12 protein-coding genes and 1 pseudogene are annotated in these 13402 nt (G+C 67.0%); 11 read left to right on the forward strand and 2 right to left on the reverse strand.

Translation table 11 applies throughout. From position 1 onward, the window contains the following. Positions 1 to 364 precede the first annotated feature (364 nt). Positions 365 to 568, forward strand: coding sequence for a hypothetical protein (locus FB478_RS19810; protein ID WP_018770374.1), 204 nt, complete (start codon positions 365 to 367; stop codon positions 566 to 568). A gap of 88 nt (positions 569 to 656) precedes the next feature. Here the strand turns inward: FB478_RS19810 and FB478_RS19815 are convergent, their stop codons facing one another. Then, the gene (locus tag FB478_RS19815) at positions 657 to 1715 is read right to left on the reverse strand and encodes a TerC family protein (RefSeq protein WP_056389572.1); all 1059 of its coding nucleotides are present in this window, start codon (positions 1713 to 1715) and stop codon (positions 657 to 659) included. 204 nt (positions 1716 to 1919) lie between these two features. Here FB478_RS19815 and FB478_RS19820 point away from each other — a divergent pair, with 204 nt between their 5' ends. From FB478_RS19820 to FB478_RS19835, 4 genes are all read left to right on the forward strand, one after another. Beyond that, complete coding sequence (locus FB478_RS19820; RefSeq protein ID WP_056389569.1) at positions 1920 to 2792, forward strand: NAD(P)-dependent oxidoreductase; 873 nt, start codon at positions 1920 to 1922, stop codon at positions 2790 to 2792. A gap of 207 nt (positions 2793 to 2999) precedes the next feature. After that, the gene (locus tag FB478_RS19825; protein WP_056389566.1) at positions 3000 to 4376 is read left to right on the forward strand and encodes an MFS transporter; all 1377 of its coding nucleotides are present in this window, start codon (positions 3000 to 3002) and stop codon (positions 4374 to 4376) included. A gap of 140 nt (positions 4377 to 4516) precedes the next feature. Further along, positions 4517 to 5182 carry a GntR family transcriptional regulator gene (locus tag FB478_RS19830; protein WP_056389564.1) on the forward strand — a complete coding sequence of 222 codons (666 nt, stop codon included), beginning with the start codon at positions 4517 to 4519 and terminating at the stop codon, positions 5180 to 5182. After that, positions 5179 to 6351: an MFS transporter gene (locus tag FB478_RS19835; protein WP_056389561.1), complete on the forward strand. Its 1173-nt coding sequence runs from the start codon at positions 5179 to 5181 to the stop codon at positions 6349 to 6351. Before FB478_RS19830 ends, FB478_RS19835 begins: the two co-directional genes overlap by 4 nt. A 157-nt stretch (positions 6352 to 6508) precedes the next feature. On the opposite strand, the gene FB478_RS19840 is transcribed toward FB478_RS19835, so the two are convergent. Further along, on the reverse strand, positions 6509 to 7306 hold the full coding sequence (locus FB478_RS19840; RefSeq protein ID WP_377204593.1) for an IclR family transcriptional regulator: 798 nt from the start codon (positions 7304 to 7306) through the stop codon (positions 6509 to 6511). A 120-nt stretch (positions 7307 to 7426) separates the two neighbouring features. On the opposite strand from FB478_RS19840, the gene FB478_RS19845 reads away from it, so the two are divergent. The 6 genes and pseudogenes from FB478_RS19845 (at position 7427) to FB478_RS19870 (ending at position 13394) form a co-directional block, all read left to right on the forward strand. After that, positions 7427 to 7930, forward strand: a complete 504-nt coding sequence (locus tag FB478_RS19845) for a tripartite tricarboxylate transporter TctB family protein (RefSeq protein WP_056389554.1) — start codon at positions 7427 to 7429, stop codon at positions 7928 to 7930. A 2-nt stretch (positions 7931 to 7932) separates the two neighbouring features. Then, positions 7933 to 9435 (forward strand): tripartite tricarboxylate transporter permease, encoded by a 1503-nt coding sequence (locus FB478_RS19850; protein ID WP_018770365.1) that lies wholly within the window; start codon positions 7933 to 7935, stop codon positions 9433 to 9435. 61 nt (positions 9436 to 9496) lie between these two features. Further along, a complete protein-coding gene (locus tag FB478_RS19855; protein WP_056389547.1) occupies positions 9497 to 10504 on the forward strand; it encodes a tripartite tricarboxylate transporter substrate binding protein in 1008 nt (335 codons plus the stop codon). A gap of 30 nt (positions 10505 to 10534) precedes the next feature. Then, entirely contained in the window at positions 10535 to 11164 is a 630-nt protein-coding gene (locus FB478_RS19860) for a methyltransferase (protein ID WP_056389544.1), read from the forward strand. Positions 11165 to 11199: 35 nt separating this feature from the next. Further along, a complete protein-coding gene (locus tag FB478_RS19865) occupies positions 11200 to 11979 on the forward strand; it encodes an NAD(P)-dependent oxidoreductase (protein WP_056389539.1) in 780 nt (259 codons plus the stop codon). 78 nt (positions 11980 to 12057) lie between these two features. Further along, positions 12058 to 13394: pseudogene (locus FB478_RS19870) on the forward strand (TRAP transporter large permease subunit). The last annotated feature ends 8 nt before the right edge of the window (positions 13395 to 13402 follow it).

Here is a 13402-nt window from a genome sequence, read left to right on the forward strand (position 1 = left end):
GATTGCCGAAGAGAGCGTCGGTGGAAATGGCGGATCCTTGTCAGGTCGTGGCACACGTGTGGTGTCGTGCTGGTGGCTTGGTTCTGCCGCAGGGCTGGGTCAGGGGCAGCGGAGCCGTTCGGAAACAGCTTCCACTCCTGTCCAACTCTAATTCACGGTGCTTTAGCGCCCGTAATTGCTGAGGCAGGCTCGAGCCGTCACGCCTTGACCTGCGGCGACTTATTACTTGATTTTTCAAGTTGCTGGTGATCCATCCCTCGGGCATTATGAGCTGGGCACAAAGGTTCCCAAACTTCGCCTGCAGCCTTGGGGAGCGCAGGTGTTGGATATCACCCCCTACCCCCAACACACAAAGGCTAGACCCATGAACTTCCCGCTGACCCTCACCGTGTCCGACCGCCAGAGCATGGACCGCGAGCTCGACGCCGCCGTCGCTGCCGCCAAGGCCCACGCCCTGGACGGCAAGAGCCACGGCATCCTCGTTACCCGGCACGGCGCGAACAAGTTCACCGTTGCCCTCAGCGACGCGGTTCCCTTCGGCCTTACCCGCGAACACCAGGCCTGGTAGGTCCTGGCCTGGCGTTGGCGCCACAGGATCTTGACGCCAACGCCTGGTGCCTTGCCGGGCTGTCCTTTTCTGCTGACGCTCGGATTTTTTACCTGACGGACTCTTCGGCCGCCGGCGGCACCTTCCCGCGGGAGCGTGCCCGCCGGCTGCGCCACAGCGGCTCCAGGGCGTCGAGCTCCTCCGGGGTGGCGTTCCGGAAGGGCGGGTCCGCGGGAAGGTGCGGTTCCTGCCGGCCCGTGCGCCGGGTGGCGATGAGGCTCGCGCCGACGGAAATGCCCAAAATGGCGGTGATGACGGCGAGGGAGACCGGCGTCGGAATGTAGTAGACGTCGATCTTGAGCGCCATCTTGATGCCCACCCAGATCAGCACCAGGGCCAGGCCCGTCTTCAGGTATACGAAGCGGTGGATGAGGTCCGCCAGCAGGAAGTACATGGCGCGCAGGCCGAGGATCGCGAACGCGTTGGCCGTGAACACCAGGAAGACCTCGTCCGTGACCGCGAAGATGGCCGGGATGGAGTCGACGGCGAAGATGATGTCCGTGACTTCAACCAGCACCAGGACCGCCAGCAGGGGAGTGGCGAGCAGTGCACCGCCCTTCCGGATGAGGAAGCGCTGGCCATGGAAGGCGTCCGTCATGGGCACGTGCCGGCGGAACAGCTTCAATGCCCGCGACTTCCCGGGGTCGATGTGCTCGTCACGCTGCCTGAGCATCCGGTAGCCGGTGAAGAGCAGGAATGCCGCGAACAGGTAGAGGACCCACCCGGCGCTGGCGATGATCGCCGATCCCGCGGCGATGAACAGGCCGCGAAACACCAGCGCCCCCAGGACACCGAAGAAGAGCACGCGGTGCTGGTACTCGCGGGGAACGGCGAAGAACGTAAAGATGATCGCCCAGACAAAGACGTTGTCCACGGCGAGCGACTTCTCGATGAGGTATCCGGCGAAGTACTGCTGGCCGAACTCCGCGCCGTACAGGAACCACACCAGTGCGCCGAATGCAACGCCGAACAGCACCCAGATCCCGGACCAGGCTGCGGCCTCGCGGACGCTGATGACATGGGCGTGGCGGTGGGCCACGAGGTCGACGACAAGCATGAGGAGGATGAATCCGATGACGGCGAACCACATCCAGAGGGGAACGTTCATGGGGCACCTGCTTCCAGTCAGTGACAACCAACTGGAGGTCTCTCCCGGCCGTCATGCGGCCCGCCCACCGGAAGGCTCAGGGGCCTCCGTACTGACGATGGACTGTGAAGTGGGGATACTCCCCTCCGTATGAATAATTTACAGAATCCTGGAGACGTTGGGTAGGTATGGAGAACACCAAACCTGGACCGGAAGGCGGATTCGATGGATACGAAACCCAAGGTGGCTGTGCTGGGGACGGGAATCATGGGGGCGGCCATGGCGCGCAACCTCCTGCGCGCCGGCCATGAGGTCTCGGTGTGGAACCGGGACGCGGCCAAAGCGGAACGGCTGGCCGCGGACGGTGCCCGGCATGCCGCTGCCCCCGCCGAAGCTGTCGAGGCAGCCGACGTGGTCCTGACCATGCTCCACGACGTTGCCGCGGTGGAGCAGGTCATCCGGAGTGCCGCACCCGGCGTCCGGCGGGGCACAACGTGGGTCCAGTCCACAACGGTTGGGGTGCAGGACGCGGCCGCTTTGGCCGCACTGGCCGGCGAACTTGGCCTGGACCTGGTGGAGGCGCCCGTTTCCGGAACGCGCGCCCCCGCAGAAGCCGGCCAGCTTCTGGTCCTCGCCGCCGCTCCCGAAGCAGTGCGCCAACGCGTGGGGCCGGTCCTCGATGCCATTGGCGCCCGCACCATCTGGACAGGCGACGACCCGTCCAAGGGTTCCGCGGCCCGCCTCAAGCTGGTGGTCAACAGCTGGGTCATCGCGGCGTCCAACGCCGCCGGCGAAGTGGTTGCCCTTGCCCAGGCGCTGGGCGTCGATCCGCAGCAGTTCCTCGACGTGCTCGACGGCGGCCCGCTTGACCTGCCCTATCTCCGCCTGAAGATGGACCTCATCCTCAACGACCAGCTGGAGCCTGCCTCCTTCGCCGTGGACACCGCGCGCAAGGATGCCCACCTCATTGTGGATGCCGCCGTCGAGCATGGCCTGACCCTTGACGGCGCCGTTGCCTCCACAGCCCGGCTGGACCGGGTGGCCGGCCAGGGCCGCGGCAGGCAGGATATGGCAGCGGCCTACTACGCCAGCCGGTAGCAGGACCCCGCTCATCCTGGCGCGGACCGTTCGGGATAGCGCTTGCCCATTGACGTAACCGGCATCACCTCCTATATTGTATGAATCGATTCAAAGAGCTGCCGCTCCAGTCCATGACGGACTGCGGCGGCGCAGACACCACCACGAACATCGGCTGAATTCCAGCGGTTCCGGTTCCTTGCCAATGAAGACGAAGGACATAAGCACATGAGCACCACCCCAACCCGCGTGGCCCTCCCCAGCCAGGGTGCCGGCACCGGTTCGCGGGACCCCAGGAAAGCGGCGATGAGCGGCTGGATTGGAAGCGCCCTGGAGTACTACGACTTCGCGCTGTACTCGCTGGCCGCGACCCTGATCTTCCCCACCATCTTCTTTCCCTCGGAAAACCCCACAGTCGGCATTATCGCCTCCCTGGCAACGTATGCCGTGGGCTATGTCTCCCGTCCGGTAGGCGCGGTTGTCCTGGGGGCGTACGGTGACCGGCACGGCCGCAAGAAGGTGCTCGTCTTCGCGATGCTGCTCATGGGCTTTGCCACCTTCGCCGTCGGGCTCCTGCCCACCTATGGGCAGGTGGGCCTCCTGGCGCCCGCCCTCCTGGTGCTCCTTCGCCTGATCCAGGGCTTTGCGGTGGCCGGCGAGCTCGGCGGCGCCAGCGCGATGATCGTTGAACACTCTCCCGATGCACGGCGCGGATTCTTTGCCAGCTTCAGCCTCCAGGGCACCCAGGTGGGCTCGATCCTGGCCACCGCCGTCCTGCTCCCGCTCGCGGCAGTCCTCCCCGCCGACCAGTTCGGCACCTGGGGCTGGCGCATCCCCTTCCTGCTCAGCGCCGTCGTGATCCTGGCCGGCTACTTCATCCGCCGCCGGGTCCAGGAACCGCCCGCCTACGCAGCACAGTCCGGCAAGCCCGAAACCAAGCGCTTCCCGCTCGTCGAACTCCTGCGAACGCGGCCGGGCGTCCTGGTCCGCTGCATAGCGATGACCTTCACCAACGTGATCGGCATGGCCACCCTGATCTTCGGCGTATCCTTTGCCACCCAAAAGGGCTACGGCAACGGCTTCTCCAGCAGTGAGTTCCTGTGGGTGACACTCGTGGCCAACATTGCCGCCGTCATGACCATCCCGCTGTTCGGCGCGCTGTCCGACAGGATTGGCCGGCGGACGCTCATGGCTGCCGGCGGGGTGGCGGGCGGCCTCCTGGTGGGCGGATACCTGTGGGCCATTGAACAGGGGAGCCTGCCGCTGGTCTTCGTCTGCGTTGTGATCGTGCAGGGCATCTTCTTCCAGATGTGGAATGCCACCTTCGCCACGTTCTTCCAGGAGCAGTTCCCCATGCGGATCCGCGTGACCGGGTTCGCCGTTTCGCAGAACATCGGGCTCATGATTGCATCGTTCTTCCCCAGCATCTTCACGGCGATTGCCCCTCCGGGCTCCACCAACGTTCCGTTCACCATCGGACTGGCCACGCTGGGCATCTGCCTCATCTCCGCAGTGGCCACCCTGATGTCCCCGGACACCAAGGGCAAGTCACTCGAGGACCTCGAGGTGCAGAAGGTGGCACCTGCCGGTACCGCCGGCAAGTAGTCCAGCCGCAGTGCGTCCGGCCAGGGGCGCGCCACCGGGACAGGGGGAGGGGCAGTGGATGCTGCCCCCTCCCTGGTGTTTCCGTGACTCGGGACTACTTGTATAGATGTATACAAGTATGATGGCCGAGGAGGTAAATCATGGCCGAATCACCTGCCCGGAACACCGGGGCACACGTTGTCTACGCCGAGCTGAAACGGCGGATCCTGAGCCTTGAGCTCAAGCCGGGGGAGCGCATCTACGAGCCGGCAATGGCCTCGGCCCTGCAGGTGAGCCGCACACCGCTCCGGGAGGCCATCCGGCGGCTCATTTCGGAGAGCCTGCTGGAACAGCAGCCCACCGGAGGCGTGCTGGTGCCCGCGCTGGACGAGGCAGCCATTTCGGAACTCTACGAGGTCCGCGCAGCCATGGAGTCCCTCATGGCGCGCAATGCCTGCATGAAGGCAACGCCGGCTGACATCGAGGCCCTCGAAGGCATTCTTGAACGCAACGCGGCCATGGTGGCGTTCGCCGATGACGCGATGCAGCAGGGCATGGCACTGCACGCAAAGATCGCGGGCATTGCCGGGAACTCCTGGGCCCGCCGCTTCCACAACCAGATTTCAAGCCACATGGAACGGTACCGGCACTTCACCAACAGCACCCAGGAACGGCGCGACCAGGCCCTGGCCCAGCACCGCACCCTGGTGGCTGCCCTGGCCGGCGGCGACCCGGAGAAGGCAGCCAAGGTGGCGTTCGACCATGTCATGGGCGCCCGCGACGCCGCCGTCCAGGCCATGTCCGGCACCAGCGTCCCCGGCTCATGATCGGCGAGCTGGGCCGCCGCTCGGCCACTGCCCTCCTGGTCCACTCGGCGCTGATCCAGGCCGTCACCTTCCTGGTCCGGCCGGCGGCCACCTACCGCGCATTGGAGCTGGACGTTCCGGACTTCGCCCTGGGCCTGCTGGCTGCCAGTTATGCGGTGTTTCCGCTGCTGCTTGCCGTCCCCACGGGCACCCTGGTGGACCGCCTGGGTGAGCGGCGGCTCATGGCGATCGGGGCCGCCGTCGTCCTTTCCTGCTCTGCCTTCCTGCTGCTGTGGGGCTCGTCGATCGTGGCGCTGGTGGCGGGAACCGCGCTGCTTGGTGCCGGTCAAATGGCCTGCGTGGTGGGGCAGCAGGCCGTGGTGGCCAATAATGCTGCCTCGTCCCGGATGGACTCCGCGTTCGGCTACCTGACGTTCGCCGCCTCCCTGGGGCAGGCCCTCGGACCGCTGGCGATTGCGCTGGTGGGCGGCGCCTCGGTCCGGCCCGACACCCAGGCGATCTTCCTGCTCTCGGTGGTCTTGAGCCTGGTGCTGTTCGCTGCCACGTTCGCCGTATCGACGCACGTCAGCGGCGGCAGGAAGAAGGGAGCGTCCGCTGGCAGCAGCGCCAGTGGCGTCTCACTGCTGAGGGCTCCCGGCGTGGCCCGGGCGCTGGCCACCAGCGCCACCGTCCTCGCCGTGGTGGACCTGACCGTGGTTTACCTGCCCGCGCTCGGCGCCGACCGCGGACTCACAGTGGCAACAGTGGGTGCCATGTTGACGGTACGCGCCGTGTTCTCCATGGTCTCCCGTCTCATGCTGGGCCGGGTGTCCCGGCGGATCGGCCGCATGAGGTTGCTGGTGGTGAGCCTGGCCCTGTCCACGCTTGCGCTGGCTGCGCTGGCAATCCCCATGCCCCTGTGGCTGCTGTTTGCCGTCATGGCATTGCTCGGGCTGGGGCTCGGCATCGGCCAGCCGCTGACCATGTCCTGGCTGTCGGCCCAGGCGCCGGCCGGGCAGCGGGGCAGGGCGCTGGCGCTGAGGCTCGCCGGCAACCGGGTGGGGCAGGTGGTCCTTCCGAGCGCCATCGGCGGCGTGGCGGCCGGGCTGGGGGCGGGTGGAGTCTTCCTTGCCTCGGCGGTTGTGGTGGGCGGGACGCTCCTGCTGCTCCGGGGCGTGCAGCTCGACTGACTGCGGATGCCCTCGCGTCACGCCGGGCATGCTTCGGAGGAATGGACGACGGCGGGACCCCGCGTTTCCGGGGCCACGGCCACCTCAGGTGGGCCGAAAGCGCGCCGTGCGTGACGCCGTCGTGTGCTTTCCCTGCCGGCCGTTTCCCCGGGTGCCGTCAGTAGACGGAGCCCTCAAGCAGTTCCGCCAACCTGGCTGCCGCCCGCTTCAGCTCCGGAACGCCCACCTTCAGCGTGTCCTCGGAGGCGGCCTCCACGGGGCTGGTCAGCGAAATTGATTCCGTTGGCTGTCCTGACCTCCTGGGCAGGGCTACAGCCACCGACAACACTCCTGAAGCGCGCTCGTCGGCTGAATACGCGTAGTCGGCAGCCGCCGCGGGCAGCCGCGACTGCAGCTCCCCGAGCGTGAAGGCCTTGCCTTCATGGCCCGCTCCGATGGCGGCCTCCACGGCCTCCTGCAGTTCCTCCACGGAGGCCGTTGCCAGCAGGATCTTTCCGGCCGCACCGGATGTCAGGGGCAGCCGCTTGCCCAGCGGGAGGTCATAGCGAAGCGGGGCCTCTCCATCCACCCGGGCCACCAGGATCCGTTCATAACCCAGGCGCGTGTAGAGGGAGGCGGTGAGGCCGGTCTGCGTCGCCAGCTGCTGGAGGACGGGCCGGGAAGAGACCACCAGGGGGTCGTTCTCCAGGTAGCTCCTGGCGGCCGGGAGGACGGCAGGGCCGATCCGGTAGGACTTGTCCGTCTGGCTCACCATCCCGAAATCCTGCAGGACCCGAAGGATCCTCAGTGTGGTGGGCAGGCTCATGCCGCAGTTCCGCGCAAGATCGCTGAGCCGCTGCGGGCGTTCCGCCCGCTGCAGTTCCGCGAAGACCTCCAAGGCCCGGGAAAGGGAGCGCATGTTCGAGGACTTGGGGCTGTCCTCCGTCGGGCTGCCTGAAGTGGAAGTCATCGCCATCATTTCATTCTATGTAAGTTTCTTGCGCTTGACAGCCGATGTGTCTGGTGTCACTATTTCTCAGTACGCAATATAGTTTCATTCTGTGAAACGCAATGACGCGCAGTGAAAAGGAAATCCATGACAACGGAGTCAGTCACGACGAAACCCGGAAGTCCCGTACGGGTGGCCCGCAGCGTGCTGGTAGGAATCGGTGCGTTCGCCGCCGTCGGCGTCTATATCCTGGCCAGCTCGATCGGCCTGGGACTCTGGACCTCCCTGGGCCCGGGCCCGGGCCTGTTCCCCTTCGCCATGGGCGCAGTCCTCGCCGCCATGGCCGTCCTCTGGCTGTTCCAGGAACTCCGCAACCCCAGCGAAACCGCAGCCGGCGTTGACCGGGGCCTGGTGATCGCCGTCGTTGCCAGCCTGGTAATCCTTGCGGCCGTCATGGACCTGCTTGGCTTCCAGCTGAGCATGTTCCTGTTCCTGCTGTACCACCTGAAACTTCGCGGGCGCAGGACCTGGAAGTCCTCGCTGATCATCGCGGTGGCCGGAAGCTTCGGAGCGTTCTATGCCTTCAACTACGGCCTGAACGTCGCGCTGCCGGTGTCCGCCCTTCCCTTCCTTAACGCGATCGGACTCTAGACGTGGATACCCTCAACGAACTGGTCAACGGCTTCGCGGCCGCCATGACCTGGCAGAACCTGCTGTTCGCCTTCCTCGGCTGCCTCCTGGGCACCATCATCGGCGTGCTGCCCGGCATCGGGCCCGTGGCAGGCGTCGCCCTGCTGATCCCGCTCACGCTGAACATGGACGCCACCGGGGCGATCATCATGCTGTGTGCCATCTTCTACGGCACCGCCTACGGGGGAACCATCACCAGCGTGCTGCTCAACACCCCCGGCGAAGCAGCATCAGCCATCACCACCATCGACGGCTACGCCATGACCAAGATGGGCAAGGCCGGCGCCGCGCTGACCATCGCCGCCGTCGGATCCTTCGTTGGCGGAACCATCGCCACCCTCGGCCTGGTGGCGGCAGCCAAGCCGCTGGGAGAACTGGGCCTGCTGGTCGGCCCGCCGGAATTCTTCGCCCTGATGGTGGTGGGCATCTCGCTCCTGGTGGCCCTGGCCGGGAAATCCATGGTCAAGGCCGTCATCTCCGGCGCCCTGGGCCTGCTGATCTCCATGGTGGGCATCGACCCCGTGGCCGGTGCTCCACGCTTCACCTTCGGCATGGACCGGCTCCTGGACGGCGTCAGCTTCGTGGCCGTCATCGTCGGAGTCTTCGGCCTCTCGGAACTCCTGTCCTACCGCAAGGGCGACCAGCCCGCGGCGGTGCACGCCCCCAACCTGCGCTCGCTGCTGCCCACCGCAACGGAGTGGCGGCGCAGCGCCCCGGCGATGGCCCGCGGCACCGGCATCGGCTTCGGCCTGGGGCTCATCCCCGGCATGACCGGGTCTGTGTCCTCGCTGCTGTCCTACGGGGCGGAAAAGAAGTTCTCCCGCCACCGCCACGAACTGGGCAGGGGTGCCATCGAAGGCGTGGCCGGACCCGAAACGGCCAACAATGCCCACGCCAACGCGGCCCTGATTCCGCTGTTCACGCTCGGCATCCCGGCCTCGCCCACCATCGCCGTGCTGATGGGCGCCTTCCTGCAGCAGGGCCTCACACCGGGACCCACCCTCTTCACCGAGAACTCCGAGATCGCCTGGGCCATCATCGCCAGCCTCTTCATCGGCAACCTGATCCTGCTCCTGCTCAACGTCCCGCTCGTGGGGCTCTGGACCTCCATCCTCCGTGTCCCGTCAACAATCCTGACGGCCCTGATCCTGCTCTTCATGGTCATCGGCGCCTACACCATCAACTTCAGCGTCTTCGATGTCTTCGTGATGATCGGCTTCGGGCTCCTGGGCCTCGCCCTCCGCCACCTGGACATCCCGCTGGCGCCCATGGTGCTGACCCTGGTCCTTGGTCCCCTGATGGAGCGGTCCCTCCGTGAGTCGCTGGAGATCTCCCAGGGCGACTTCGGCATCTTCACCAGCCGTCCCATTTCCGCGGTCCTGATCGGCATCGGCCTGCTGATTGTCATCAGCCCGCTGCTCAAGCTCCGCAAGCCCAAGGCTCTTACCGAAGACCCCGAAACCTAAACCCCACCCGCACCCCTGAACCCGCACCCCTGAACCCGCACCCCTTCAAAGGAGAAGACCTATGAAAACCCGCCTCCGCCTCACCGCCGCCCTTGCCGCGGCCTCCCTGATCGGCCTCACCGGCTGCGGCGCCAATGCCGGCGCCACCAACAACAATGCCGCCAGCGACTTCCCGAAAAAGGGCAAGTCCATCGACCTCGTGGTCGCGTTCGGTTCCGGCGGTGCCGTGGACACAGCCGCGCGGCTCATCCAGCCCGTTCTCGAGAAGGAACTCGGAACCAACGTCGAGGTCATCAACAAGCCCGGCGCCGGCGGCCAGATCGGCTACACCCAGCTCACCAGCGCCAAGCCGGACGGCTACACCATCGGCGCCACCGGCTCGCCGTCCGTGGTCGTCTCGCCCCTGGACCCGTCCCGCGGCGCCAAGTACACCCGGGACAGCTTCCAGCCCCTGGGCCGCCAGGTCATCGATCCCACAGTCATCGCCGTCCAGCCGGACAGCCCGTACCAGACGCTGAAGGACCTCCTGGAAGCGGTCAAGGCCAAGCCCAAGTCCATGACCGCCAGCACCACCGGGCTTCAGACCGGCGAGCACTTTGCCCTGGCCCAGATCCAGCAGGCCACGGGTTCCGAGTTCGCCCCGGTCCACTTCTCCGAAGGCGCGTCGCAGGGAACCACCGCGTTCCTCGGAAAGCACGTGGACGTGCTGGTGGCGAACGTCAGCGACGTGAACGACCTCACCAAGCAGGGCAAAGCGCGGGTGCTGGGCGTCATGTCCGCGGAACGCGCACCCTCCCTGCCGGAGATCCCCACCTTCAAGGAATCCGGCTATGACCTGACGGCGGGAACCGCCCGCGGCTACTCGGCCCCGGCCGGCCTGCCCGCGGATGTGGCCAAGAAGCTCGAGGCCGCCATCCAGAAGGCCATCGAGGACCCCACCGTGGTGCAGAAGATGAAGGACCTGGGCCTGCAGACCAGCTACCTCAACGGCGCCGACTACAAGACGTTCTGGGCCGGCCAGGAAGAGGACTTCAAGGAAGTCCTCCCGCTGGTCCAGAAAAAAGACTGACCCCCACTGCCCGGAACGGAAAGATCCATCATGACAACTCCTGCCATTGACGCCATCGGCGCTGACTTCACACGTCCCAGCAGCGACATCGTGGAAAGGCTCGGCAAGCTTCCCGCGGCCAATATCGGCGACGCCATGGACCGGCTTGGGGTGGCGGACTCCGCCATCCAGGCGGTCTGGCCGGGCGCAAAGCTCGCCGGCCCGGCGTTTACGGTGTGGACCCGCCCCGGAGACAACAAGGGCATCCACGCCGCCCTGCAGCTGGCCCGTCCCGGAGACGTCATCGTGGTGGCAGGGGGCGGCGATGAATCCCGCGCCCTGCTGGGCGAACTGATCGGGGAGCGCGCCATCAACCTTGGTGTCGCGGGATTCGCGCTGGACGGAGCAGCCCGCGACGCCGGGGCGCTGGCAGAGATTGGCATGCCCGTCTTTGCGAGGGCTACTTCGCCGGCCGGCCCCTACAAGGACGGTCCCTTCCGGCTGGGAACCGCCCTCGCGTTCGGCGGCGTCCCCGTCCTGCCCGGCGACGTCATCGTCGGCGACTCGGACGGCGTGGTGGTCATCCCCCGGGAACAGGCTGCCGCCGTCGCCGACGCCGCCGAAGCGGTCTTCGCGGACGAAACCAGCCGCCGCCAGGCCATCGTCGCCGCCCGCAACTGAACCTTCACCAAAGCCAAGAAAGAACAGAGCAAACCATGACAGCGTGCACCGTCATCGGCCTCGGCGAGGCCGGAGCCACCTACGCCGCGGCCCTGACCGTCGCCGGCCACACGGTTACCGGCTTCGATCCGGTGGCCCCCAGTACGCCGCAGGGAGTAACCCGGGCAGCAACAGCCGCCGAAGCATGCACCGGTGCAGACATCGTCCTGGTGATGACCGGTGCTGCCGCGGCCCGCAGCGTGGCAAAGGAGTGCCTTCCGGTCCTTGCCAGCGGCAGCGTCTACGCCGACTTCACGTCGTCCTCACCGGCTACCATGCAGGAACTGGGGCAGCTTCCCGGCAAGGCCGCCTTTGCCGATGTCGCCATCCTGGGACCGGTCGCGGCGTTGGGCGAGAAGACACCCCTGATGGTGAGTGGCCCCGGCGCCCAGGCCGTGGCCGACCTGCTGCGGCCGCTGGGAGTTGATGTTGAAATCACCGACGGCGGCCCGGGGGCGGCGATGGCGCACAAACTGCTGCGCAGCGTCCTGATGAAGGGCCTGGCATCTGTGGTGGTGGAAGCCGTGACGGCCGGCCGGGCGGCCGGCCTCGAGGAGTGGATCCGCGCCCAGATCGCCGGTCAGCTGGCCGGCGACGGGCAGGCCGTGATCGACCGGTTCCTGACGGGCACCGCCAAGCACGCCGTGCGCCGCTCCAAGGAGATGCAGGACACCGCAAGCTACCTCTCGGACCTGGGTGTCCCCGCCGAGATGACCAACGCCTCCGCCGCCGCGCTGGCCCGTATGGCGCAGACCTCGGAGCCGGCCTTGCGCTGACCGCGCAGTCAGGCACAATCAGGAACGGGTAATACACGTGACCACAACAACCGGCATCTTGCCGTCAGGAGCAGCATCATGATCGGCATTTGGGCACTCGGCGCCTACCTTGCCGTCATCCTGCTCTGGACCACGGCCTTCAAGCGGAGCGTGGGCGAAGCCATGATCCTTGGCTTCCTGGCCGTCCTTCCCTTCACCGGTGCCGCAGCAGCGGCAATCGGCTGGGACGCCCTGTACTCTGCCATCACCGACGAGATCGTGTACGCCACCATGGCGTTCGTCTTCATGGGCTACCTGCTGGACAAGGCCGGCGTGCTGGACCGGCTGATCGACCTGCTGAACTCCCTGATCGGCGGGGTCAAGGGCGGGCCGGCCTGGGTCTCCACGGTGCCTCCGCAGGCCTCGGCGGCGTGGTCCACAACCAGGCGGCCATCGCCGCCACGGTGGGCTCGGTGACCATTCCCTGGATGGAGAAGTCCAGGCTGGACAAACCGTCAGCAGCCACGCTGGTGGCGGGGAACGCCGGCATGGGCATCACATTCCCGTTCAGCGCCTCGATGTTCGTCCTGGTCGGTTCCGCCACCGTGGGACCGCTGCTGGACATCAACGCACTGGTCCTGCCCCTGCTGTTCGGCGGACTGTGGTGCTTCCTGCACCGGCTGGTGGTCACTTGGCTGCTGGTCCGCAAGAGCGGGATGACCCCGCTGGACGCCGCGCACCGCCTGTCCGTCCGCTCGGCGTTCGGCCGCGGCTGGGCCACCCTGCTGCTGTTCGTCGTGGTGGCCGTCCCGCTGGTCATCACCACCGGCGCCATCGCCAAGAGCCTGTCGGAGTGGACGGGCGGGGACGTTACCAAGTCGGTCATCGTCATCGTCTGGATCCCGGTGGTCCTCATCATCACCGGTCTCCTGCTGGGCATTCAAACGCTGCCCCGCGACGGGCGCGGCTGGTGGGCGCTGCTCCGGGAATCCGCTCCGCGCTTTGGAATCGTGGGCGTCACCGTGGTGTTCGCCTTCGCCGGCGCCAACGCCCTGGCTGCCACCGGCCTGCCCAAGCAGATGACCTCGCTCCTGAACGGGATGAACCTGCCGCTGTGGCTGCTGGCCATCCTCATCGGCCTGATCGTCATCGCGGTGGCGGCCCCGCTGTCCGCCACCGCCACCATGGCCGCCGTGGGGACGGTGGGAGTGGCCATCCTGGTGGCCGCCGGGGTTCCGGCCACCACCGCGGCCGTGGCCGTGCTGGTGTTCTCGTCCTGCGAAGCGGCGGTCCCGCCCGGCGGCGCCCCGCTGTACGTGGCCTGCGGCATCGCTGACGTGGACCCGCTCAAGACCTTTGCCCGCCTGCTGACCCATTACGCCCTGCCGCTGCTGGGCATCGGCGTCCTGATCATCCTCGGCATCCTGCCAATCTAGGAAACATT

The organism is Arthrobacter sp. AG367 (assembly GCF_007828995.1).
GTDB lineage: Bacteria > Actinomycetota > Actinomycetes > Actinomycetales > Micrococcaceae > Arthrobacter.

What these genes read in the sequence shown, in the direction of transcription:
- FB478_RS19840 (WP_377204593.1), bottom strand. Translation starts at nt 7,306, where the DNA reads ATGGCGATGACTTCCACTTCAGGCAGCCCGACGGAGGACAGCCCCAAG.
- FB478_RS19855 (WP_056389547.1), top strand. Translation starts at nt 9,497, where the DNA reads ATGAAAACCCGCCTCCGCCTCACCGCCGCCCTTGCCGCGGCCTCCCTG.
- FB478_RS19830 (WP_056389564.1), top strand. Translation starts at nt 4,517, where the DNA reads ATGGCCGAATCACCTGCCCGGAACACCGGGGCACACGTTGTCTACGCC.
- FB478_RS19825 (WP_056389566.1), top strand. Translation starts at nt 3,000, where the DNA reads ATGAGCACCACCCCAACCCGCGTGGCCCTCCCCAGCCAGGGTGCCGGC.
- FB478_RS19820 (WP_056389569.1), top strand. Translation starts at nt 1,920, where the DNA reads ATGGATACGAAACCCAAGGTGGCTGTGCTGGGGACGGGAATCATGGGG.
- FB478_RS19815 (WP_056389572.1), bottom strand. Translation starts at nt 1,715, where the DNA reads ATGAACGTTCCCCTCTGGATGTGGTTCGCCGTCATCGGATTCATCCTC.
- FB478_RS19835 (WP_056389561.1), top strand. Translation starts at nt 5,179, where the DNA reads ATGATCGGCGAGCTGGGCCGCCGCTCGGCCACTGCCCTCCTGGTCCAC.
- FB478_RS19860 (WP_056389544.1), top strand. Translation starts at nt 10,535, where the DNA reads ATGACAACTCCTGCCATTGACGCCATCGGCGCTGACTTCACACGTCCC.
- FB478_RS19865 (WP_056389539.1), top strand. Translation starts at nt 11,200, where the DNA reads ATGACAGCGTGCACCGTCATCGGCCTCGGCGAGGCCGGAGCCACCTAC.
- FB478_RS19845 (WP_056389554.1), top strand. Translation starts at nt 7,427, where the DNA reads ATGACAACGGAGTCAGTCACGACGAAACCCGGAAGTCCCGTACGGGTG.
- FB478_RS19810 (WP_018770374.1), top strand. Translation starts at nt 365, where the DNA reads ATGAACTTCCCGCTGACCCTCACCGTGTCCGACCGCCAGAGCATGGAC.